Genomic DNA, 22,204 nt, shown 5'->3' on the forward strand with positions numbered 1-22,204 from the left:
ATTCACGCCGCGCGTCTTGTCTGGTGGCGGAATGCAAGAGCCGCGATCAGGAGCGTGCCATGTCCATCACCAGCTTAGGCGTCACGCCGCCGACCCGCGTCACCGGCGCGACGCCGGCGCCAATTCCGCCCGTCCAGCCGGTCCAGGCCCCGGCACCCCTCGCGCCCGCGGTGCGGGTCGATATCCGTGGTCGCGACCAGGGCTCCGATCCCCGGTCCGGGATCGCGCGTGCGCCGGCCCCGGAGGAGAACGCCAAGGCGGCGCAGGCCACGATGGAGCCCCGCATCCGGATCGACCAGGACACCAAGGCGGTGGTCTACCAGGAGGTCGACCCGAATTCGGGAGACGTCGTCGTCCAGCTGCCCGACCCGGTGGTGCTCAAGGCCCGGGCCTATGCGGAAGCCGCCGAGGCCCGCGCCAAGCCCGCCACCCGCCCCCTCGACCGCACCGCCTGAGCCGCAGGGCCGATTGAAAACGAAGAAGGCCGGGGCGCTGAGCCCCGGCCTTCTCTTTTGCCGTCGGTGGAAACAGGAGAACCGCCGGCCCGAGGGCCGGCGGTGGGCTCGTCCTTAGCGGAGGAGCTGCAGGATGCCCTGCTGCGCCGTGTTGGCGAGCGAGAGGGCCGAGATGCCGATCGACTGGCGGGTCGACAGGGCCTGCGAGTTGGCGGCTTCCTCGTTGAGGTCCGCGTTCGTCAGGTTGGCCGCACCGGTGTCGAGGATGTTGATCAGGTTCTTCGAGAAGTCCTGACGATTCTGCACGATCGACAGGTTCGAGCCGAAGGTCGAGGACTGGGCGCGAAGCTGGCTGGTGGCGGTCGTGATCGCCGTCAGCGTCTTGTTGATTTCGTCATCGGTCTGGAAGCCGCCGGTGACAGCCGTGAGGCCGAGACCGTCGGAGTCGAGCTTGGCACCCGAGATGCTCAGGCTGGAGGTGCCCGTCTCGTTGAAGGTCACCTTCAGGGAGTTCTCGCTCGGGTCATCGCCGCTCCGATAAAGCAGGTTGATGCCGTTGTAGCTCGAGTCCTTGGCCTGCTGGGTGATCTGGTTCAGGATTTCGTTGAACTGCTTGGACAACGTCGTGCGGGTCGAGTTGGTCGAACCGGAGCTGTCCTTGCCGGTCGAGGTGAGCGGCGTCGCCGTGTTGGTCGCCGTGCCGTTCACAGTGGAGGTCTGAGTTCCGAGGCCGATATTGATGTTGTTGGCGACCGTGGTGCCCTGAGCGGCCGTCACGGTGATCTTCTGTGTCGAGTCGGCTTTGGTAGAGCTCAGAACCAGCTTGTTGTTGGCATCGAAGCTCGCGGAGACGTTTCCAGCCAAGCCGGTATCAGCAGCGATCTGCGTGTTGATCGCGGCAGCGATGCTGTCTCTGCTAGCGAAAGCAGCCGTACCGCCAGCCGCCACGATCTTGGCCGCATCGACCGTGATCGTCTTCGCCTGGCCGGAACCGAGCTGGATCGTGAACGATCCATTCTTGGTACCCGACAGATCAATACCACCGGCGGTCGCAGGTGGGCCGCCCGTCGCGTCAGCAATTGCAACCGAGCCGTTGATGGTCGCCTTGGCCGAACCATCCGTGGCATCGGAGCCCGTGGAAGACAGGCCGGTGGCGGCCGTGCCGGTACCAGCCGTGAAGGTGCCGGAGCTCGCACCCGTTGTCGTGCCGAAACCAGCCGTAACTTGGGTGCTACCCGAAGGCGGAGCGGCGACGCTTACGGTCACGACACCGGTCGGACCTACGTCCTGAGCGCGGAACTCGATGGTGCCGGCGTTGTTGAAGGCCGAAACCGTCGAACCAGCGGCCTTGAGCTGCACATTGTAGGCGTCGACGACGTCATCCGCGCTCGGGCCGACACCGACAGCAGTGCCGTCCGACTTGAGAGTGGTCGAATTGACTGCGAGCGAAGTCGTGACGTTGCCATCACCGACACTGAGGAACGAACCCGCAGTTGCACTGAAAGTCGGCGTGCCGAAGGCCGCGCCGGCCGCAACTTTCGCGTTTGTCGTGGAGCTCGCCTTTCCGAAGCCGATGTCGAGGGTGGAGCTCGTCGCACCGCTCACGGAAAGCTGCTGGGTCGCGCCGGAACTGGTCGTGGCAAAATTAATACGACCGTCGCCGCCGACCGAAGCAGAGACCTTGCCCTTCAATGCAGAGCTGTTGGAGATCTGACTGTTGATCGCCGTCACCAGCTGGCTAGCCGAGACTTTGGTCAGGTCCGAGCTGTTGTTGGCGAGGGTCGAAGAGTCGAGGCGGATCGTGGTCTTGGTCTTGCCACCATCGAGCGAGATGTCCAGCGAGCCGTCCTTGGCGACGCTCGAGAAATCCTGGGTGCCGTCGGCGGTGCCGGCCAGACCCTGGAAGCTCTTGCTGCCGCTCACGGTGGCGGCGGTGGCGGCCAGACCGCTGGTGACGGCGCTCTTGTCGGCCAGCGCCTGGTTGGCGGTGGACTTGGCCGAGTCGACCAGCTTCTGGATCGAGGTGATGCCCTGGTTGGCGGCCTGGATGGTCTGGACGCCGTTCGAGATGCCGTTCAGGAGCGAACCGAGATCGCCGGAGCGGCCGGTCAGCGACTGCGAGGTGAAGAAGCTCGTCGGGTCGTCGAGGGCCGAGTTGACCTTCTTGCCGGTGGAGAGGCGGTTCTGGGTCTGGGTGAGGAGGTCGGCCGTGCCCTGCAGCGAGAGCAGGTTCTGGCGGGTCGCGGCGGTAAGGGTGATGCCTGAGGACATGGTGTTCGATCCATTCTGATCGGTGCGCCTCCGTTTTTGGAGGCCCGTGCACATGACCACCCATCCCTTGCGATCGACTTAATAGGCGCGCCGAACGAAAGCTTACGAGGATCGGTCGATTGTCGTCGATTTGCAAAAAGTCCCTTTTTCTTCAGAGCGTTGGTGGTCCGAGCCGAACGTGCCGTTGAGGTCTTGTTAACCAAGATCGGTGAATGTGCCGATGAGGTCCGGAACGAGTGTCGCCATGCCCCTGAAGATCGAGCTCAAGCCGTTCGAGCGTCTGCTGATCGGGGGCACGGCGATCCGCAACGGGTCCCGCCGCTCCAGCTTCGTCATCGAGACCGTGACGAAGTTCCTGCGGGAGAGCGACATCATCCTGGAGAGCGAGGCCGATACCGCCTGCAAGCGCCTCTACGTGACCCTGACGGTGATGTACCTCGCCGAGGTCACGCCGGAGGCGGAGGACCTGTTCATCACCCAGGCCAATGCGCTCATCGCGGCGGCGCCCAGCATGGCACCCTACCTGCGCGACATCCACGACTTCATCGCCGAACGCGACCTCTACCGCGCGCTGAAGCGCTGCAAGGAGCTGATCCAGTACGAGCAGTCGCTGGCCGAGCGGCTGGCGCCCCCCGCTGCGTCCGAGGGGTGAGGCGCGGAGAGGTTCGATGAATCGAGAGAGCCCGCCGCTGGGAAGCGGCGGGCTCTCTCGATTTCGGCCCTGTCGTCGCGCGCGTTGCGCGCGCCTCACATGCGCAGGCCGGCGGCGATGTTCTGGTTGATGCTGATGAGGGCGGAGAGCTTCTCGGCGCTCGGCTCGATCAGCGTGTCGATCATCCGCTTGAAGACGAAGGTCGAGAGCTCGGCGATGTTGTTCTTGATCTCGATCGGCAGCGGGCTCTCGGGCGCGGTGGCGGCCCCGGCGATGATGGTCCAGACCTTCTGGTTGAAGTTCAGGGCCTCGTTCAGCGCGGGCGCCTGATTGGTCCAGTCGGTCTGGATCGCCTGGAGGCGGGTCGCGGCCTTGATCAGCACGGCGGCTTCCGCCTCGCGCGGCGACAACGCGGTCTGTGCAACCCGGGCATAGGCGCTGGCGCCGTACGACATCGCTGGATTCTCCTTCAACGGCGCAGACCCGATTCGGGGCGCGGAGGAGACCTTAGGCCTTCGATTGTTAAGGGATCGTAAGATCGGCCCGTGCCGTAATCATGCCGGGATATGCGACGAGGGAGAGCGGGCGTCCGCGCGGATCACGCGCGGGATGCCGGATTCCACCACATGATGAATTTCGTTCTCGGTACGGTCGCGGGCGGGTTGCTGGTCGGACTCGTCACGATCTCCGCCGTCCGCCAGCCGGCCGTTCAGGCCAAGCTCGGCCTGTTTCCCGTCTCCAGCGCCCTGATGATGCCGGCGGCGAAGTCGCCGGAGGCACCCCGCCCCGATCCGGGCTGCCGGCCGGGCACGGCGGTCGGCCAGCCAGACATGCTGTTCTCGAAGCGCCGGTTCTGGTTCGTCGCCCCCTGAGACGGCGCGCGCCCGCGTCTCAGATGCTGCTGATCAGGAACATCACCATCGTGGTCGCCACGGTGGTGCTGACGAAACCGCAGAGGGCGGCGGCGAAGGACGGGCCGGTGGACAGGCTGCGATCCGTGCTCTTCAGGTCGAGGGCGGCGATGGTGTTCATGATGGCTGACCTTGGCGGCGGCGAATCATCGGCCGCGTGTGAGTTCACAGTGAGACGAAGCGTGGCGGGTGGGCGTGCGGGCTCGCACGCGATCAGTCGCAGCGATGGACGCGCTTGGCGACGCGCAGGGCTCGCGACTCGCTGCGCAGGTCGATGGCGATGACGCCTGCGCCGCAATCCTCGAACGCGTCACGCGCATCGGCGTAGCGGTCGCCGATCTCGTCGAGGGTGTCGCAGACGCGGTCGTGATTGCCGAGCCGGGCCTCCTGGCGGAACTGGTAGCGCAGGGCGTTGGCCTCATCGACCTTGCGCTGGGCATCGAGGCAGGCCGGTGCCGCGAGGGCAGGGGCCGCGAGGCTTACAAGCAGTGCTGCGGCGAGGGGAAGTCGAAGCGATTGACGCATGGGGACACCTGAAGATGGGGACACTGGGCGTGCGGCCGGTGAACAGAATTCATCGAGCGTTCGAAAGTGTCCGCAAGATCACGACCGACATCTCCAATATTGTGTTGGACGATGGCGCTCATCTCGCGTTCAGGCTCCGGAAACGGCAAACCCGCCGCTAAGGTTCCACGGTTTTGTGCGGTGCCGTTCGTCGCCGGCGCGACACCAAGATCGCCGCGAGGGAGACGGGGGCCGCTCCCTGTGCGTCGACGCCGACGTCGTATTGCCGGGGGATCGGCTTCAGCTTGTTGTGCGAATGGCCATGCAGGTTGAGGGCGCCGCGCCCGATCCCGTTCCAGGTCCGGAAGGCGTAGTGGCAGAGCACGAGGCGGCGTGCCTCCACGGTGACCTCGGCATAGTGCGAGACCGAGGCCCAGCCGGGAGCCCGCAGCGTCCCGGGCCCGTCATTGTTGCCGACGACGAGGTGCTTGACGCCCGGCAGGGCCGCCAGGATCTCGGAGAGGCGGGCCTCGGAGGGGCCGAGGGCGAAGTCGCCCAGATGCCAGACCTCGTCCCCGGGTGCCACCACGGCGTTCCAGGCGGCGATCAGCGCGGCATCGTGGGCCGCGAGATCCGGATAGGGCCGCTTGTCGATCCGCAGGATGCGCGGATCGCCGAAATGCGTGTCGCTGGTGAACCACACGGCCATGGCCGCCTCCCGTCGGCCGCGATCAGCGGCCGGGGCTGAAGCGCAGGGGCACGGTGACGGCGAGGCTGCTCAGCGAGATGCCGGCCGGGGCAGGCGGCAGGGAGCCGCGCACCGTCGCCAGGGCAGCGCTGTCGATGGCGCCGACGCCGCTGCTGCTGGCCAGGCCCGAACTCAGGACCTGGCCGGAGCGGGACACGGTGAACCGGACGACGGCGACACCGCCGCTGGTTCCGGCCGCCGCGTTCGCGTTCATCCGGCCCCGGATCGCCGAACTCAGCATGCCCTGCCAGGCCCGAAGGGCGTTCGGGTCGTTCCCTCCGGCGGCGGCGCCGGCGCTGCTCTGGCGCGAGGCGGAGGCCGAGTTCTGCTGGGCGCGGCCCTCGCTCGCTGCGGCCGATGCCCGGCGGGCGGCGTCCTTGGCGGCCTTCGCCTTGGCCTCCTTGGCGGCCTCGCGCCGGGCCTCGGCGATCGCCTCGCGGCGCTCTTCCTGCTCGGCCTTCAGGCGCGCCTCGCGGTCGGCCTTCCGCTTGGCCTCGCGCTTGGCCTCGAGAATCTTGGCCATGTCGGGCTTCGGCTTCTCCACCTCCACGGGCTTCGGCGCCTCGGCGACCGTCGGCGGGGGCGGCGCGAGGGCCGGGGCCTCCGGCGCGGTCGAGGTGATTACCTGGTCCTCGGGCGGCGGCTCGGCCACCGCTTCCACGGGTGGCGTGACCGGCACCTCCGGCGGCTCGGCCATGGTGGTGGCCTCGGGCGCGACCGGCGTCGCGTCCGGCGGCGGCGGGACGGTCGCCTCGGGGGGCGCCACCTCGGTGGTCTCCAGGGGCTTCGTCACCGGAACGGCCTCCGGCGTCTCCACCGGGTTCGCCTCGGGCGGGGCCGGCGCCTGCGCCGCCTGTTCGGCCGGCGCCTGGGTGTTCGCCTCCGTCATCTGCGGCGCGAGATCGATCGTGACGATGTTCTCGCCCGGGGGGGCGGTCGGCGCCGTGCCGAACAGCGCCATGCCGACGAGCGCCGCGACGTGCAGGGCGAGGGCGGCGAGGAAGGCGGCGGTGAGGCCGGACGGGCCGCGCTGCTCCGGCTCGGCGGTCGTCACGAAGGCGCTGTTGGGATTCAGGGCGTTCATGGATTACTGCGGCGTTCCGCTGGCGGGGGCCGGAGCGGCGGCCGGCGCCGAGGGCAGCGCCCCGCCGGGCGACTGGGCGATCAGCGAGACCTTGGTGAAGCCGGCCTGACCGACGAGGCCCATCACCTCCATGATCTTGCCGTAGGGCACGTCGCGGTCGCCGCGCACCAGCATCACCTGGGAGGGATCCTGGGCCGCCAGGGCACGCAGGCGGGGCATGATCGCGTCCGGGGTCAGCTCCTCCTTGGCGAGGTAGGGCTTGCCGTCCTTGTCGATGGAGATCTCCAGCGGCTTCTTGGCCTGGGCGACCTTCTGGGCGGTGGTCTTGGGCAGCTGCACCGGCACGCCCGTGGTCATCAGGGGGGCGGCCACCATGAAGATGATCAGCAGCACGAGCATCACGTCGACCATCGGGGTGACGTTGATCTCGGACATCGGTGCCGCGTCGAGGCCATCCTCGTCGTCGCCGCCGCCGGCGCGGATCGAACCCATTGCCATCGTGGAGCGGCCCTCCGGGGCCAGGGCGGACGACGATCAGGCCGGTCCGCCGCACAGGTTGCTGTCGGGAATCGGCGCTCGCGCGGCGCCGAATCGGGTCTCGGTCAGGACGGAACGGTCACTCGGCGGCGGCGGCGCGCCCATGCACGGTGCGGTCGCGGGCGAGGCGGTTGCCGAGGATGCCGATGGTGGAGACGAAGCTCGACTGGACCCGGCCGACATCGTTGATGAGCTTGTTGTAGGCCATCACCGCCGGGATCGCGACGATGAGGCCGATGGCGGTGGCGAACAGCGCCTCGGCGATGCCCGGCGCCACCACGGCCAGCGAGGTGTCCTGGCTCTTCGCGATCGACGAGAAGGAGTTCATGATACCCCAGACCGTGCCGAACAGGCCGATGAACGGCGCGGTCGAGCCGGCGGTGGCCAGGAGCGGCAGGCCGGTCTGGAGGCGCTTGATCCGGCTGGTGAGTGTCGCGCGCATGGCGCGCTCGATGCGGTCGCGACGCTCGGCCCGGGTCTCGCTGGCATCCTGGTCGCGCCAGGCCTCGACGGCCGCTCCCGTGATCTGTGCGTCGATGCCGCCGCCCGAGGATTCGAGCGCCCCGCCCGAGCGGACCAGCACGTCGAAGGCCTTGGCCTGACGCTTGGCGGCGGCGATCCGCACGATCTTCTCGAACACCACGGTCCAGCACGCGATCGAGGCGACCACGAGCAGGATCATCACGCCCTTCACGATCGGATCGGCCTGCAGGAACAGTCCGATGAAGGAAAAGTCGTGAGCGACTTCGGCCGGTGCGGCGGTCGGATCCATGGCGGTCTCTCTCGATGGGGGCGGTGTTCGGCGTGCGGACGGCGTCGTCGGGTTTCGGGTGCGCCGATCAGCGCACGAAGGTGGCGGACGTCTTGCTCTCGGTCTCGATGCGATCGAGGCAGGTCTCGCGGCTGGCCTCGCCGCCCTCGCAGGCGAGGACGTCGTTGAGGAGCAGGCGGCTGATCTTCGGGCAGGCGATGCCGGGGAAGTCGAAGAGGCGGACCATGGTCTTGCGGTCCTGCACCGGTCCGAGTTCCACGGAGAGGCGCTTCTGGGCGATGCCCTCGGGGTCGAACGCGAAGAGATCGACCTTCAGCGACTTCAGGGCCGGACCGCGGCTGTTGTCCACGACGAGGTAGGTCCGGCAGGCGTCGCCGGCGGGCTCCAGGCGGTTCAGTTCGAGCTTCAGGGGCGGGGCCGCGGCCTTGCCGTCCTGCGCGCCGACCGTCGCGGTCAGGCCCGCGAGCATCGTCAGGGCGGCGAGGACGGAGGCGCCGGGCCGCGCCACGATGAACCGATTCCTCCGCAAGGGCCGTTCTCCGATCACGCCGCGCACTCCGCCAATGGTCTTCGCCGCCAGCCGCGACGCTCTTCCAGTTCCGGGACGAGGCCTGTTCCGACGCGATGTCGCGACAGTCCGCCCAGCCCCGATTCGGGGTCGCCAATGCCGAGGGGCGCGGTCCGAGAACCGCGATCCGGGCGCTGACTGATGCGGGGTGGGCATATCCGAGGACCCGGCCGCAGATCAAGCGCAGGGCCGAATATCAGAGGAATTCCAAACTGTTACTCGGGGCCTGGGCGCGGCTAAGCTCGTCCTCTGCCGAACGGTCCCGGGCCGGATTGCCGAAAACACCTGAGGTCTCAGGGGCTAACGGGGCCATGCGCCCGGGAGGCCCGACCCTTGATGCGCCCGGGAGCGGTCTCCATATCGCGAGGACCGGCGAGGCATCGCCGGGAGGGGTGCTGCCCAGGTGGGCCCCGATCACCGAAGTGCCTCATGAAACTCTGTTTCGGGCTTCGCTGGAAGGACAAGCGTTCGTGACGACTCGGCCCTCACCGTTCGGACATCCCTTTCTCCTCGGGTTCGATGAGATCGAACAGGCCCTCGACCGGGTGTCGAAGGCCGCCAACGACGGGTATCCGCCCTACAACATCGAGCGTCTGGCGCGCACCGAGCACCAGCCGGAGCGCCTTCGCATCACGCTGGCGGTGGCAGGCTTCACCCGCGACCAGCTCGACGTGATGCTGGAGGAGAGCCAGCTCGTCGTGCGGGGCCGGCAGGTCGATGACAAGACCCGGCAGTTCCTGCACCGCGGCATCGCGGCGCGTCAGTTTCAGCGCGCCTTCCTGCTCGCGGACGGCATGGAGGTGATGGGTGCCGACCTGTCGAACGGCCTGCTGTCCATCGACCTGACCCGGCCCGAGCCGGACCGGATCGTGCGCAAGATCGCCATCGCGTCCCGCGACGAGGCCTGACATCGGGGCTTCGACGCCACATCGACCGCCGGGCAGGGTCCCGGTGTACCGCTCTGCCAAGAAGGAGGGCAGTCCATGACCGAGTTCAACACCAATCCGCTCACCCAGGCCGATCTCGACCCGGCGGAGTTCAACGTGGCCGATCTCGCGGCCCTCGGCGAGGGCCACATCGCCTACGTGCGCGCCATCCGCTCGGACGAGGTGAAGCGCATCTTCCCGCAGGCGCCCGACCTGAGCCCCGGGCTCGACCTGTTCGCGCTCCTCTCCGCCAGCGGGGCCCCGATCCTGCTCGCCGATTCGCGGGATGCCGTGGTGGCCAACGCGGCCGCCAACGATCTCTACACGGTCAGCCTGCACTAGGCGGAAGATCGGCCACCGCCGCCAGCAGCCGCGCGAGATCCTGCGGTCGCGACAGGCGGTGGTCGCCATCGGCGATGAGGGTGAGGATTGTGCCGGCCTTCGGCAGGCTCTCCACCACCCGGAGCGCGTGGGTGTAGGGCACGTCCGGGTCGTCCATGCCCTGCAGGATGTGGACGGAGCAGCCGGGATCGAAGGCGCCTCCCAGGAGGCAGTGGCTTCGCCCGTCCTCGATCAGGGCGTGCGTGATCGGCACCGGACTCGGATCGTAGGCGCTCGGACGGAACCAAGCGCCGTCCCGCTCGATCTGCGCCCGGATCTCCGGCGGGAACCGATCCCACAGGAGGCTCTGGGTGAAATCCAGGGCCGGTGCGATGAGGAGGAGGCCCGAGGGGGACGGTCGACCCTGTCGCGCGAGAGCGCGCGCCGCGAGGCAGGCGATCCAGCCGCCCATCGACGATCCCACCAGGATCGGGCGTTCCGGCGCATACGCGGCGATCACCGCCTGCGCATCGGCGAGCCAGGTCGAGATCGTGGCCTCGGCGAACACGCCTCCCGACTCGCCGTGCCCCGAATAGTCGAAGCGCACCAGGGCGCGGCCCTCGCGCGCGGCCCAGGCATCGAGGGCCATCGCCTTCGTGGCGCCCATGTCGGAGCGGAAACCCCCGAGCCAGACCAGGGGCGGACCGTCTCCCATCCTCCGCCGCACCGCGATTCGGCGTGCCGCGGTTCCCGTGCCGACCTCAATGAAGTCCGGAGCCTCGCCCTGCGCAGACGTCATTCGTTAACCCTCGCCCTGGGATGCATCGAACTGAATGCATCGCCTTCGCATTTCGTTTACCGGGCCGTAAAGCGCGGCGTTCAAGCTCACGGCCATGACCGAAACGCAAGACGGACTCCGTTCGCCTCGGGTAAGCAGCTCGAGCCTCTTCCCCCGGCCCTGGGCCATTCCGGCTTGCGCGTCATGAACGGCGACGGACGCGGCAGTTTCCCGAGTGAGCGGGCGCCCCTCGCCGGGGCGACCATCCTGCAGATCGTCCCGGAACTCGATGCCGGCGGCGCCGAGCGCACCACCGTCGACGTCGCCGCCGCCCTGGCCGCGGCCGGCGCCCGGGCGCTTGTCGCCACGGAGGGCGGCCGCCTGATCGGCGAACTGCAGGCCAAGGGCGGGATCTGGCTGCCGTTTCCCGCGGCCTCGAAGAACCCCCTCAGGATGGCCCTGAACGTGGGGCGCCTCGCGCGCCTGTGCCGACGCGAGGGCGTGCAGATCGTCCATGCGCGCTCGCGAGCCCCGGCCTGGGTTGCCCTCGGTGCGGCGCGGCGGCTGAAGCTGCCCTTCGTCACCACCTATCACGGAAGCTATTCCGGCCGGACGGGCGTGAAGGTCCTCTACAACTCCGTGATGGCGCGCGGCGACGTGGTCATCGCCAATTCGCATTACACGGCCGACCTGATCCGTGCCCTGCACCCGGAACAGGCGGGCGACCGGGTGCGGGTGATCCATCGCGGCACCGATCTCGCCCAGTTCACGCCCGCGGCGGTTCTCCCGTCCCGCGTGGAGGCCCTGCGCCGCGCCTGGGGCGTCGCCCCGCACGAGCGGGTGGTGCTGCTCGCCGCGCGCCTCACGGGCTGGAAGGGCCAGCGCGTCCTGATCGAGGCGGCGGCTTTGATGCGCGACCGCGGCGTCACCGACGTCGCCATCGTGCTCGCCGGCGATCCGCAGGGACGCATCGGCTACGAGCGCGAGCTCGACGCGTTGATCGCGGCGCGCAGCCTTCAGGCCATCGTGCACCGGGTCGGGCACTGCACCGACATGCCGGCCGCCTTCCGGGCGGCCTCCGTCGTCGCGGTCCCGTCCGTGGAGCCCGAAGCCTTCGGACGCTCTGCGGTCGAGGCGCAGGCCCTGGGCACGCCGGTGGTGGTCTCGGATCTCGGTGCCGTGCCGGAGACGGTGCTGGCGCCCCCGGAGGTTCCGCCGGCCCAGCGCACGGGGTGGCGGGTGCCGCCCGGCGATGCCCGCGCCCTGGCCGACGCGCTGACGGAGGCCTTGTCCCTCGGAGCCAGCGCGCGCGATGCCATGACCCGGCGCGGCCGGGCGCATGTCGAGGCGCACTTCTCCCTGGAGGGCATGGTCGGCGACACGCTCGCCGTCTACGCCGACCTCATCGCCGGCCGGACGGTGGTTCCGCGGGGTTGATCGCTGCGTCCAATGAACCAAACCGCGACGACCGTGTTGACTTGCACGAGAGTTCAGCCAAGGTGTCGCACCGAATTTCGCGAGCGATGGGTGGCCAGGATCGACCCCAAACGGGGTTTGGGTTCGCAGGCTGCCGTTTCGTCGTTTCACTAGGAGATCAAAGCCATTCGTAGACCAATGAGAGCTATGCCGGCCCCGCAGAAGGACGGGCCGCGCGCCAACCGGGACATCCGCGGCGTTCGCGAAGTGCAGCTCATCGACGACACCGGACAGAACCGTGGCGTCGTCGCCTTCTTCGACGCCATCGCCATGGCCGAGGAAGCGGGCCTCGACCTCGTCGAGATCGCACCGAACTCCGTCCCTCCCGTCTGTAAGCTTCTCGATTACGGCCGCTTCCGCTTCAACGAACAGAAGAAGCAGAACGAAGCGCGCAAGAAGCAGAAGACGGTCGAGGTCAAGGAGATCAAGCTCCGCCCCGGCATCGACAAGCACGACTACGACACCAAGATGAAGGCCGTGATCCGGTTCTTCGAGGAGGGCGACAAGGTCAAGGTGACCCTGCGCTTCCGGGGTCGCGAGATGGCGCACCAGGATATCGGCCTGCGCCTGCTCGAACGGGTGAAGAACGAAACCCAGGAGATCGCCAAGGTCGAGAGCGAGCCCATGCTCGAGGGCCGGCAGATGATCATGATTCTGGCGCCGCGCTGAGGCGCGCGCTGACGGTCTGATGCGGCGAACGCACCGTCTTCCTCCCAGGAAGGCGGTGTTTTTCGTTTGCGACGACCGATGGCCGGGTCGGCGCCGGTCTTCCAGGGGCAGCGCCCGCGACGAGGCGCTGCCCGCTCCGCGAGGGTCTACTTCAGCAGCGAGATCTGCGCGTCCCCCGTCCGCCGCAGCACGTTGACCGTCACGTCCTCTCCGTAGCGCTGCAGGCGCAGGTCCACCCGCGAGGTGCCGATCTTCAGGTTGAAGATCGAGACGCCGTCGAGGAAGGGCGGCAGGGTCGGATTGCGGAAGCGCACCCGGTTGCGGTCGTGGTCGATCTCCAGACCGAGGCAGGCCGCCAGGAAGGCGAAGGGCGCGGCCGCTGCCCAGGCCTGTGGCGAGCAGGCCACCGGGTAGGAGACGGGACCGCGCTGGTGGCGCCGCATGAAGCCGCAGAACAGCTCCGGCAGGCGCTTCTGGTCCTGATAGAGGGCCGTGTCGAACATCCCCTCGAAGATGCGCGAGGCTTCCGGCTTCAGGTCGTAGCGCGCCAATCCGAGGGCGATGAGCGCGTTGTCGTGCGGCCAGATCGAGCCGTTGTGGTATGACATCGGATTGTAGCGCGCCTCGCCGCGGGCGATCGTGCGCACGCCCCAGCCGTTGAAGCCGTCCTTCGACAGGAGGTTGGCGGCGACGCTCGCCGCCCGCTCCGGCAGGGCGATGCCGGTGAAGAGCGCGTGGCCCGCGTTGGACGAGCGCACGGCGCATTGCCGCTTCTCGCCGTCGAGGGCCAGGGCGTAGGTGCCGATCGCCTCGCACCAGAACGCCTTGTCGAAGTTCTCGCGCAGGACCTTCGCCTCGTTGCCGAGACGTTGCGCGAGATCGTCGTGACCCAGGAGCGAGGCGAGCTTGGCCGCCCCGTTCTTGGCGGCATAGACGTAGCCCTGAACCTCACAGAGTGCGATCGGCCCCTTGGCGAGGTTGCCGTCGGTGTGGAAGATCGAGTCGTGGCTGTCCTTCCAGCCCTGGTTCTCGAGGCCCTTGTCGGTGTCGCGGGCATACTCGACGAAGCCGTCGCCGTCCCGGTCGCCGTACTTGTCCATCCAGGTCAAGGCGAGTTCCAGGGCCGGCCAGATCGCCGAGATGGTCTCGAGGTCGCCGGTGACGGCGTAGTATTCCCAAGCCAGCATCACGAAGAGCGGCGTCCCGTCGATGGTGCCGTAGTAATGCCGGAACGGCACTTCGCCGAGCATCGCCATCTCGCCACGCCGCGTCTCGTGCAGCACCTTGCCGGGCTGCGCGTCGGCGGCCGGGTCGACGGCCTTGGCCTGGGTCGAGGCGAGGTAGCGCAGGACGCCCTTGCCGAAATTCGGATCGATCCAGAGCGCCATCATGGCGGTGATGATCCCGTCGCGCCCGAACACCGTGGAGTACCAGGGAATGCCGGCGAAGGGGTAGATCCCCTCGGGGGTGCGGCTCGCGAGCATATAGAGGTCGGCCGTGGCGCGGCAGGCCGCCTCGTTGAACTGGTCGTTCGACGAGATGATCGTGGTGATGCCGGCGGTGAGCTGCCGCAGGTCGCGGCGCGAATCGCGGTAGGCCCGGGCGAAGATGACGCCCTCGGCCAGGCCCTTGGGATGGCGCGGGGCGGCGGAGCTGCCGGCGGCGCGCGACAGGCCGGCGGCCGCATCCTCGCCGACCCGCTCGGCGGCCGGGGCGCTCGTGAAGGCGCGGTGGGATTCGAAGACCGCCCGGAGGAACAGCGAGGCGCGGCCTCCCGGCGGCAGGGAGACGACGAACTCGGCCCGGCCCGGCTCGATGTGCTTCGGCTTCGGCCCGAAATGCAGGCTCGTCGTGCGCACGACCTCGTCGAGGCCGGCATAGCGGAACTGGACCTCGGACTCGCTCGCCACCTGAACGCTGCGCTTGCCGCGCACCGGGCGATCCATGCCGCGCACTTCGAAGAGATCGCGGAAATCCGCATCGAAGGTGACCGCGACTTTGAGGTGCCAGTGCCGGGAATCGTAGTTGCGCAGGCCGATCCGGTCGTAGCAGGCGCCCTTGAACAGGAACTTGGTGCGCTCGATCGCGATCAGCTCGCGGGGAATCGTGGTCTCGTCATGGGCGTCGATGCGGATGTCGGGCGTCGTCATGTCGACGCTGAGCGCGCCGTTGTCGTCCTGCATCACGGAAGACAACAGCAGCGGGCGCTGATCCTCGATGGTGACGTGCAGGCGCGAGAGGTAACGGGTGTCCTGGAAGTAGAGGCCCTCGGGACCGGGGAGCACGCCGATATCGCCGTAGCTGTCGAGCACCGCGAAGGCCTCGCCGTACTTCAGCGAGCGCAGCGGACGCTCGACCAGGGAGGTCTGCGCCTCGATGTGGTACTGCGGCAGGACTTCGTCGGCATCCTGGAAACCGCGGGGGATCCGCGTCTCGGTCGCGGCCGTCCCGGCCGCGGTTTCGGAGGTCGCCTTCAGTGTATCCGCTGCCATGCCTGAGCGTCTCCGAAATGGGGGGTCGAATCAAAAGGGCCGCCGGTCGCATGATGCGGCGCGGCGGCCCTCAGTGGCAGAGGTAGTGCGGCAATCTTGCGGCGCCAAGCCAGTCCGGCGGCGAGCAAAACCGATGCCGGGCGGAGCCCGGCTCGGCCCTGATCAGGCCGGCATGGCGGCGACGGAGATCTGGGGCAGGGCGGACCCGTTCATCTCGCCGTAATGCGAGGCGAACGCGCCGGCATGCGGCAGCTTGATCACCGAGTTCGCGCCGGCGAGCAGCTGCTCGTAGGCGGCCACGTACTTGCGCACCATGCACTCGGCGGTGAAGTTGCCCTCGAAGTGCCTGCGCACGCCGGCGCGGCTCATCGCCTTGACCGTGTGAACCGCGGCCACCGCGTCGTCCATCGAGTCGCACAGGACGCCCGAGACGCCGTCGGCGATGACTTCCGGCACGGAGCCGTTGCGGAAGGCGATCACCGGCGTGCCGGCCGACATCGCCTCGATCATCACGAGGCCGAAGGGCTCCGGCCAGTCGATCGGGAAGGCGAGGGCGAGGGCGTTGCCGAGGAAGTCCTTCTTCTGCTCCTCGTTGATCTCGCCGATGAACTCGACGAGGGGATGGTGGATCATCGGCTCGATGACCTCGTCCCAGTAATCCTGGTCGGCCTTGTCGACCTTCGCGGCGATCTTCAGCGGAACGCCGGAGCGGATCGCCATCTCGATGGCCCGGTCCGGGCGCTTCTCCGGCGAGATGCGGCCGAGGAAGGCCAGATAACCGCCCTTCGATTCCGGGTAGAAGGGACAATTCTGGGCCGGAAGGCCGTGGTGGATGGTCGAGAGCCAGTTGACGTTCTCGGGCATCGGATCGCGCTGATTGTCCGAGATCGACACCAGGGGCATGCCGGTGAAGGTGCGGTAGACGGGCATGAAGTCCGGCACGTCGAGGCGTCCGTGCATCGTCGTGAGGCACTTGTGGTTCAGGTCCTCGAACATCGGGTATTGCAGCAGATCGATGTGGAAGTGCAGGATGTCGAACTCGTGCGCCCGCTTGTGCACGTGGTGGAGCATCGCGAGGTGGCTCGCGGTGTGATCCCGGTAGCCGAGGAGCCGCAGGCCCTCCGGCGTGCAGGCCGCCAGCTTGGCGGAGGTCTCCGAATCGCCGCTGGCGAACAGGGTGACGTCGTGGCCCTGGCGGACCAGTTCCTCGGTGATCCACGACACCACGCGCTCGGTCCCGCCATAGAACTTCGGGGGTACGGCCTCCGAGAGCGGAGCAATCTGGGCAATGCGCACGAAGCGTCTCCTATGAGGTCGAATGTTGCGCCGACCTAACGCGATCCGGCCTGAGTGGGACATGAACGAAACAGACGGCCAAGGTTATGGTTCCCGCTTCCCCGCGATCGCCAGGGCCCTCTGACAGATGGTCCGGGATGTCCCCGATATCCCCGTGATCCGTGCTGCCTGGCATGCCAGACAAGCCTATGGCAGGGCTTGCAAGAACCCGGCCGCGATGCTCCCTGCGCGCATCCGTCGTGTTGTGCGGAACGAGGGAAGAACTACCTGAGGCGCATGGCCGATTTTGTGCGACGCACGATGCCCTTGTTTCACTCCAGGGGGTCGTCTAAGCCTCGCGCCTGCGCAGTCTGGCATTGGAGCAATTCCACGTGGCCGTCGGCGCCGAAGGCGTCGCAATCGTCCGCGAACACGAGAGGTCCCGCATGTCCGGCCTGATGGCAGACTATCTGCCCCTCATCGTCTTTATCGGCGTCTCGGTGTTCATTGCCGCGGCTCTGCTGGTCGCGCCCTTCCTGGTCGCCTACAACAGCCCCGATCCCGAGAAGCTGTCGGCTTACGAGTGCGGCTTCAACGCCTTCGACGACGCGCGCATGAAGTTCGATGTGCGCTTCTACCTCGTCGCGATCCTGTTCATCATCTTCGATCTCGAAGTCGCATTCCTGTTTCCGTGGGCGATCACCTTCGGGGAGCTCGGTTGGTTCGGCATGTGGTCGATGATGGCCTTCCTCGGCGTTCTGACCGTCGGGTTCGTCTACGAGTGGCGCAAGGGTGCCCTCGAATGGGATTAGCGCCGCCGATCGCGCTGCCGACGAAGCCTGTCTGTCCGAAGCCTGATCCCGAGAAACCGATGGCCTTCAGCCCCGACCTCTCCCGCGCCCCGGCGATCGCGCCGGCCCCCAAGGGGATCATCGATCCTAACACGGGGCTGCCGATCGGCGCCGACGATCCGACCTTCCTGTCGATCAACAACGAACTTGCCGACCGCGGCTTCCTCGTCACTTCGACGGACGATCTCATCAACTGGGCCCGCACCGGCTCGCTGATGTGGATGACCTTCGGCCTCGCCTGCTGCGCCGTCGAGATGATGCAGATGTCGATGCCGCGCTACGATTGCGAGCGCTTCGGCTTCGCGCCGCGTGGGAGCCCACGCCAGTCCGACGTGATGATCGTCGCCGGCACGCTCACCAACAAGATGGCCCCCGCCCTGCGCAAGGTCTATGACCAGATGCCGGAGCCGCGCTACGTCATCTCCATGGGGTCCTGCGCCAACGGCGGCGGGTACTATCACTACTCCTACTCGGTGGTCCGCGGCTGCGACCGGGTGGTGCCGGTGGACATCTACGTTCCGGGCTGTCCGCCCACCGCCGAGGCGCTGCTCTACGGCGTGCTCCTGCTTCAGAAGAAGATCCGCCGCACCGGCACGATCGAGCGCTGAGGAAGGACGCCCGGCATGACCAACGGCATCAGCATCCTCGCCCACACCGCACCGGATTCCGGCATCGGTGCCCTCGAGCGGATCGGCGACCATGTCGCCGGAGCGCTCGGTCCCGCGATCGTCTCGCGCACCATCGCGTTCGGCGAACTCACCCTCGTGGTTCAGGCCAGCGACATCATCTACGCCCTGACCTACCTGCGCGACGACCCAGCCTGTGCCTTCCGCTGCTTCATCGACATCTGCGGGGCCGACTACCCGGCCCGCGAGAAGCGCTTCGATGTGGTCTATCACCTGCTCTCGCTGCGCCATAACGCCCGCATCCGCGTGAAGGTCCAGACCGACGACCAGACGCCGGTGCCCTCCGTGATCGAGGTCTTCCCGGCGGCGAATTGGTTCGAGCGCGAAACCTACGATCTCTACGGCATCCTGTTCTCGGGGCATCCGGACCTGCGCCGGCTGCTCACCGATTACGGCTTCGAGGGACATCCCCTGCGCAAGGATTTTCCGCTCACGGGGTTCGTCGAGGTCCGCTACGACCAGGACGAGGCCCGCGTGGTCTACGAGCCGGTGAAGCTCACCCAGGAATTCCGAAACTTCGACTTCCTCTCGCCGTGGGAGGGCACCGAATACGTGCTCCCGGGCGACGAGAAGACGTCGGCCTGAGCGGCGGAGCGAGGCCATGACCGAGCACAACATCCGCAACTTCGCGATCAACTTCGGACCCCAGCACCCGGCCGCGCACGGCGTGCTGCGCCTCGTGCTGGAACTCGACGGCGAGATCGTCGAGCGCGTCGATCCGCATATCGGCCTCCTGCATCGCGGCACCGAGAAGCTGATCGAGCACAAGACCTACCTCCAGGCGACGCCCTACTTCGACCGCCTCGACTACGTCTCGCCGATGAACCAGGAGCACGCCTTCTGCCTCGGCATCGAGAAGCTGCTCGGGCTCGAAGTGCCGCGGCGGGCGCAGCTCATCCGCACGCTGTTCTGCGAGATCGGCCGCATCCTCTCCCACCTTCTCAACGTCACCACGCAGGCCATGGATGTCGGCGCCCTGACGCCGCCGCTCTGGGGCTTCGAGGAGCGCGAGAAGCTGATGATCTTCTACGAGCGCGCGTCCGGCGCTCGCCTCCACGCCAATTACTTCCGGCCCGGTGGCGTCCACCAGGACCTGCCGCCCGCACTGATCGACGACATCGAGGCCTTCATCGACCCGTTCCTGCAGGTGGTCGACGACCTCGACAACCTCGTCATGGGCAACCGCATCTTCAAGCAGCGCAACGTCGACATCGGCATCGTCACCGTGGACGAGGCGATGGCCTGGGGCTTCTCCGGCGTGATGGTGCGCGGCTCGGGCATCCCGTGGGACCTGCGCAAGTCGCAGCCCTACGAGGCCTACGAGGAGATGGAGTTCGACATTCCCGTGGGGAAGAACGGCGACACCTACGATCGCCAGGTCATCCGCATGGAAGAGATGCGCGAATCGGCCAAGATCATGAAGCAGTGCTGCGTCAAGCTGCGCGAGCCGGGCGGCCAGGGCCCGATCGCGGCCACGGACGGCAAGATCGCACCGCCGCCGCGCCGCGAGATGAAGCGCTCGATGGAAGCGCTGATCCATCACTTCAAGCTCTACACCGAGGGCTTCCACGTGCCGGTCGGCGAAGTCTACGCCGCGGTCGAGGCGCCCAAGGGGGAGTTCGGCGTCTATCTCGTCGCCGACGGCACCAACAAACCCTACCGCTGCAAGATCCGCGCGCCGGGCTTCGCCCACCTGCAGGCGATGGATTGGATGTGCCGCGGCCACATGCTGGCCGACGTGTCCTGCGTGCTGGGCACGCTGGACATCGTGTTCGGCGAAGTGGACCGGTGAGGATCAAGGTTCGAAACTGATGGCCAACCGCAGACTCGCCCCCGCCGCCGAGCAGCCCGCCGCCTTCGCGTTCTCCTCCGAGAACGCCGAATGGGCGAAGGGTCAGATCGAGAAGTACCCCGAGGGCCGCCAGGCCTCGGCGGTGATCCCGCTGCTCTGGAAGGCGCAGGAGCAGAACGGCGGCTGGCTGCCGCAGAAGGCCATCGAGGCCGTCGCCGACGAACTCGGCATGCCGCATATCCGCGTGCTCGAAGTGGCGACCTTCTACACGATGTTCGCCCTGGAGCCGGTGGGCAAGTTCTGGATCCAGCTCTGCGGGACCGTGCCGTGCGATTCCTGCGGCGCGCGCGAGCTGAAGGACTACCTGCACCACCGCCTCGGCGCGCCGGGCCATGTCAGTGCCGACGGCAACTTCTCCTGGCTCGAGGTCGAGTGCCTGGGCGCCTGCTGCAATGCGCCGATGGCGCAGATCAACCAGGATTACTACGAGGACCTGACCCCCGATCTTCTCGGGAAGCTGATGGACGACCTCGCCGCAGGCCGGCCCGTCAAGGTCGGATCGCAGGTCGGGCGGACCTCGTCCGAGCCGCTGGGCGGCGCCGACACCCTCACCGACGCCACCCTGTTCGACGGTTCGCGGGTCGGGGCCTGGCGCAAGCGCTTCGAGGAGAAGGAGGCCGAGGAGGGCAGCGAGCAGGGCAAGGCCGAGGCGGCGTCGTCCGAGCGGCGCGCCGCGGCCGAGCCGAAGCCGGCTCGTCCCGATGCCGGTCGGGCGGTCGAGACGCCGGCGACCGATGCGCCCGCCCAGCGGGCCGCGGCCGGCGAGACCCCGGTGAAACCGGACGACAAGGCGAATGCCGCGGACGGCACGGGTTCGACCGCGCAGCCGGCGGCGCCGACGGCGCCCGCGCCGGAGACGATCGCGAAGGCGGAAGCCGCCGGCGCGGAAGCGGGCACCCAGTCCGACCTGCCGCGCAACGAGCCGCCGCCGCAGCCGGCCGCTTCGGGCGCTAGCCCGGATGCCGCCGTCACGAAGCCTGCGGGTCCGAAGGCGCCGGCCAAGGCGTCGGCGACGAAGGCTGCGACACCCCGGTCTTCCGCCCCAAAGAAGGGGAACTGACATGCTCGCCGATCAGGATCGCATCTTCACGAACCTCTACGGCCTGCACTCCCCGGGGCTGGACGCCGCCAAGCAGCGGGGGGCATGGGACGGGACCAAGTTCCTTCTCGAAATGGGCCGCGACTGGATCATCGACGAGATGAAGCAGTCGGGCCTGCGCGGCCGCGGCGGCGCCGGGTTCCCCACCGGGCTCAAGTGGTCGTTCATGCCCAGGAAGTCGGACGGGCGCCCGCACTACCTCGTCGTCAATGCCGATGAATCCGAGCCGGGCACCTGCAAAGACCGGGAGATCATGCGGCACGATCCGCACCTCCTGATCGAGGGCTGCATGCTGGCCTCCTTCGCGATGGCCGCGCATGCCTGTTACATCTACATCCGCGGCGAGTACGTCGCCGAGAAGCACGCGCTCCAGCGCGCGGTGGACGAGGCCTACGAAGCCCGCCTCGTCGGCAAGGACAACGTCCACGGCTATCCCTTCGACATCTACGTGCACCACGGCGCCGGCGCTTACATCTGCGGCGAGGAGACGGCCCTGCTGGAGAGCCTCGAGGGCAAGAAGGGCATGCCGCGCCTGAAGCCGCCGTTCCCGGCCAATATGGGCCTCTACGGCTGCCCCACGACGGTCAACAACGTCGAATCGATCGCGGTCGCGGGCACGATCCTGCGCCGGGGCGGCGCCTGGTTCGCGGGCCTTGGCGGCAAGAACAACACCGGCACCAAGCTGTTCTGCGTCTCGGGTCACGTCAACAAGCCCTGCAACGTCGAGGAGGAGCTCGGGATCACCTTCCGGGAGCTCGTCGACAAGCATTGCGGCGGCATGCGCGGCGGCTGGGACAACCTCCTCTGCTCCATTCCCGGCGGCTCCTCGGTGCCCCTGGTCCCGGCCGAGCAGATCATCGACGCCAAGATGGATTTCGACACCCTGAAGAACCTCGGCTCCGGCCTCGGCACGGCGGCGGTGATCGTCCTCGATCGGTCCACCGACATCGTCTCGGCGATCGCGCGCATCGCCTACTTCTACAAGCACGAGTCCTGCGGCCAGTGCACGCCGTGCCGCGAGGGCACGGGCTGGATGTGGCGCGTGATGCTGCGCATGGCGGAGGGCCGGGCGCAGCGCCGCGAGATCGACATGCTCCTCGACGTTACGAAGCAGATCGAGGGCCACACCATCTGCGCGCTCGGCGACGCGGCGGCCTGGCCGATCCAGGGCCTGATCCGGCACTTCCGCCCCGAGATCGAGAAGCGCATCGACCGCTACAGCGCCAACCCGCATTCCGATCCGGTGCCGATGGCGGCGGAGTGATCCGCCCCTCGCC

25 protein-coding genes are annotated in these 22,204 nt (G+C 68.0%); 13 read left to right on the forward strand and 12 right to left on the reverse strand.

All coding sequences use genetic code 11. The features are described from left to right. Positions 1-59 precede the first annotated feature (59 nt). Positions 60-455: a hypothetical protein gene (locus ASF49_RS00225; protein WP_056465947.1), complete on the forward strand. Its 396-nt coding sequence runs from the start codon at positions 60-62 to the stop codon at positions 453-455. A gap of 114 nt (positions 456-569) precedes the next feature. Here the strand turns inward: ASF49_RS00225 and ASF49_RS00230 are convergent, their stop codons facing one another. Then, positions 570-2,726 (reverse strand): flagellin N-terminal helical domain-containing protein, encoded by a 2,157-nt coding sequence (locus tag ASF49_RS00230; protein WP_056465950.1) that lies wholly within the window; start codon positions 2,724-2,726, stop codon positions 570-572. A 244-nt stretch (positions 2,727-2,970) separates the two neighbouring features. On the opposite strand from ASF49_RS00230, the gene ASF49_RS00235 reads away from it, so the two are divergent. Then, entirely contained in the window at positions 2,971-3,378 is a 408-nt protein-coding gene (locus tag ASF49_RS00235; RefSeq protein WP_056465953.1) for a flagellar biosynthesis repressor FlbT, read from the forward strand. A 95-nt stretch (positions 3,379-3,473) separates the two neighbouring features. Here the strand turns inward: ASF49_RS00235 and flaF are convergent, their stop codons facing one another. Then, positions 3,474-3,833 carry a flagellar biosynthesis regulator FlaF gene (gene flaF, locus ASF49_RS00240; protein ID WP_055947312.1) on the reverse strand — a complete coding sequence of 120 codons (360 nt, stop codon included), beginning with the start codon at positions 3,831-3,833 and terminating at the stop codon, positions 3,474-3,476. Positions 3,834-4,004: 171 nt separating this feature from the next. On the opposite strand from flaF, the gene ASF49_RS00245 reads away from it, so the two are divergent. After that, positions 4,005-4,250, forward strand: a complete 246-nt coding sequence (locus ASF49_RS00245; protein ID WP_056465956.1) for a hypothetical protein — start codon at positions 4,005-4,007, stop codon at positions 4,248-4,250. A gap of 19 nt (positions 4,251-4,269) precedes the next feature. Here the strand turns inward: ASF49_RS00245 and ASF49_RS24140 are convergent, their stop codons facing one another. The 7 genes from ASF49_RS24140 to ASF49_RS00275 form a co-directional block, all read right to left on the reverse strand. After that, positions 4,270-4,410 (reverse strand): hypothetical protein, encoded by a 141-nt coding sequence (locus tag ASF49_RS24140; RefSeq protein WP_200929990.1) that lies wholly within the window; start codon positions 4,408-4,410, stop codon positions 4,270-4,272. A 92-nt stretch (positions 4,411-4,502) separates the two neighbouring features. Next, entirely contained in the window at positions 4,503-4,814 is a 312-nt protein-coding gene (locus tag ASF49_RS00250) for a hypothetical protein (protein WP_056465959.1), read from the reverse strand. Positions 4,815-4,971: 157 nt separating this feature from the next. Beyond that, on the reverse strand, positions 4,972-5,502 hold the full coding sequence (locus ASF49_RS00255) for a metallophosphoesterase family protein (RefSeq protein WP_056465962.1): 531 nt from the start codon (positions 5,500-5,502) through the stop codon (positions 4,972-4,974). Positions 5,503-5,524: 22 nt separating this feature from the next. After that, the gene (locus ASF49_RS00260; protein ID WP_056465965.1) at positions 5,525-6,625 is read right to left on the reverse strand and encodes a TonB family protein; all 1,101 of its coding nucleotides are present in this window, start codon (positions 6,623-6,625) and stop codon (positions 5,525-5,527) included. A 3-nt stretch (positions 6,626-6,628) separates the two neighbouring features. After that, on the reverse strand, positions 6,629-7,123 hold the full coding sequence (tolR, locus tag ASF49_RS00265) for a protein TolR (RefSeq protein WP_056465968.1): 495 nt from the start codon (positions 7,121-7,123) through the stop codon (positions 6,629-6,631). 118 nt (positions 7,124-7,241) lie between these two features. Beyond that, positions 7,242-7,934, reverse strand: a complete 693-nt coding sequence (locus tag ASF49_RS00270; protein WP_056465971.1) for a MotA/TolQ/ExbB proton channel family protein — start codon at positions 7,932-7,934, stop codon at positions 7,242-7,244. A 67-nt stretch (positions 7,935-8,001) separates the two neighbouring features. After that, positions 8,002-8,403, reverse strand: a complete 402-nt coding sequence (locus tag ASF49_RS00275) for a Tat pathway signal protein (RefSeq protein ID WP_243214385.1) — start codon at positions 8,401-8,403, stop codon at positions 8,002-8,004. A gap of 569 nt (positions 8,404-8,972) precedes the next feature. Here ASF49_RS00275 and ASF49_RS00280 point away from each other — a divergent pair. Both ASF49_RS00280 and ASF49_RS00285 read left to right on the forward strand, forming a co-directional pair. Further along, complete coding sequence (locus tag ASF49_RS00280; protein WP_056214570.1) at positions 8,973-9,410, forward strand: Hsp20 family protein; 438 nt, start codon at positions 8,973-8,975, stop codon at positions 9,408-9,410. A gap of 75 nt (positions 9,411-9,485) precedes the next feature. Continuing rightward, positions 9,486-9,770, forward strand: coding sequence for a DUF1150 family protein (locus tag ASF49_RS00285; protein WP_056465977.1), 285 nt, complete (start codon positions 9,486-9,488; stop codon positions 9,768-9,770). On the opposite strand, the gene ASF49_RS00290 is transcribed toward ASF49_RS00285, so the two are convergent. Further along, entirely contained in the window at positions 9,757-10,548 is a 792-nt protein-coding gene (locus ASF49_RS00290) for an alpha/beta hydrolase (protein WP_056465980.1), read from the reverse strand. The two genes, ASF49_RS00285 and ASF49_RS00290, sit on opposite strands and share 14 nt — an antisense overlap. A 183-nt stretch (positions 10,549-10,731) precedes the next feature. Here ASF49_RS00290 and ASF49_RS00295 point away from each other — a divergent pair, with 183 nt between their 5' ends. Together ASF49_RS00295 and infC are read left to right on the forward strand one after the other, a co-directional pair. After that, complete coding sequence (locus ASF49_RS00295) at positions 10,732-11,964, forward strand: glycosyltransferase family 4 protein (protein ID WP_056467841.1); 1,233 nt, start codon at positions 10,732-10,734, stop codon at positions 11,962-11,964. 186 nt (positions 11,965-12,150) lie between these two features. Continuing rightward, positions 12,151-12,672: a translation initiation factor IF-3 gene (infC, locus tag ASF49_RS00300; protein WP_238280755.1), complete on the forward strand. Its 522-nt coding sequence runs from the start codon at positions 12,151-12,153 to the stop codon at positions 12,670-12,672. Positions 12,673-12,818: 146 nt separating this feature from the next. Here the strand turns inward: infC and ASF49_RS00305 are convergent, their stop codons facing one another. Both ASF49_RS00305 and ASF49_RS00310 read right to left on the reverse strand, forming a co-directional pair. Next, positions 12,819-15,164 (reverse strand): amylo-alpha-1,6-glucosidase, encoded by a 2,346-nt coding sequence (locus tag ASF49_RS00305; protein ID WP_056465983.1) that lies wholly within the window; start codon positions 15,162-15,164, stop codon positions 12,819-12,821. A 162-nt stretch (positions 15,165-15,326) separates the two neighbouring features. Continuing rightward, positions 15,327-16,460, reverse strand: a complete 1,134-nt coding sequence (locus tag ASF49_RS00310) for a glycosyltransferase family 4 protein (protein ID WP_056465987.1) — start codon at positions 16,458-16,460, stop codon at positions 15,327-15,329. Between the two features lie 425 nt (positions 16,461-16,885). On the opposite strand from ASF49_RS00310, the gene ASF49_RS00315 reads away from it, so the two are divergent. From ASF49_RS00315 to nuoF, 6 genes are read left to right on the forward strand one after another with little or no spacing between them, the layout of a single operon-like run. Further along, entirely contained in the window at positions 16,886-17,251 is a 366-nt protein-coding gene (locus ASF49_RS00315) for an NADH-quinone oxidoreductase subunit A (RefSeq protein WP_056465990.1), read from the forward strand. 59 nt (positions 17,252-17,310) lie between these two features. Beyond that, positions 17,311-17,898, forward strand: coding sequence for a NuoB/complex I 20 kDa subunit family protein (locus ASF49_RS00320; protein ID WP_056465993.1), 588 nt, complete (start codon positions 17,311-17,313; stop codon positions 17,896-17,898). A 15-nt stretch (positions 17,899-17,913) separates the two neighbouring features. Continuing rightward, positions 17,914-18,561, forward strand: coding sequence for an NADH-quinone oxidoreductase subunit C (locus ASF49_RS00325; protein ID WP_056465996.1), 648 nt, complete (start codon positions 17,914-17,916; stop codon positions 18,559-18,561). A 16-nt stretch (positions 18,562-18,577) separates the two neighbouring features. Beyond that, positions 18,578-19,768 (forward strand): NADH-quinone oxidoreductase subunit D, encoded by a 1,191-nt coding sequence (locus tag ASF49_RS00330; RefSeq protein ID WP_056465998.1) that lies wholly within the window; start codon positions 18,578-18,580, stop codon positions 19,766-19,768. Between the two features lie 19 nt (positions 19,769-19,787). Next, positions 19,788-20,888 carry an NADH-quinone oxidoreductase subunit NuoE gene (nuoE, locus tag ASF49_RS00335; protein ID WP_056466003.1) on the forward strand — a complete coding sequence of 367 codons (1,101 nt, stop codon included), beginning with the start codon at positions 19,788-19,790 and terminating at the stop codon, positions 20,886-20,888. A gap of 1 nt (position 20,889) precedes the next feature. Further along, a complete protein-coding gene (nuoF, locus tag ASF49_RS00340; protein WP_056466006.1) occupies positions 20,890-22,191 on the forward strand; it encodes an NADH-quinone oxidoreductase subunit NuoF in 1,302 nt (433 codons plus the stop codon). Positions 22,192-22,204 lie beyond the last annotated feature (13 nt).

This window comes from Methylobacterium sp. Leaf104 (genome assembly GCF_001422885.1).
Taxonomy (GTDB): Bacteria; Pseudomonadota; Alphaproteobacteria; order Rhizobiales; family Beijerinckiaceae; genus Methylobacterium.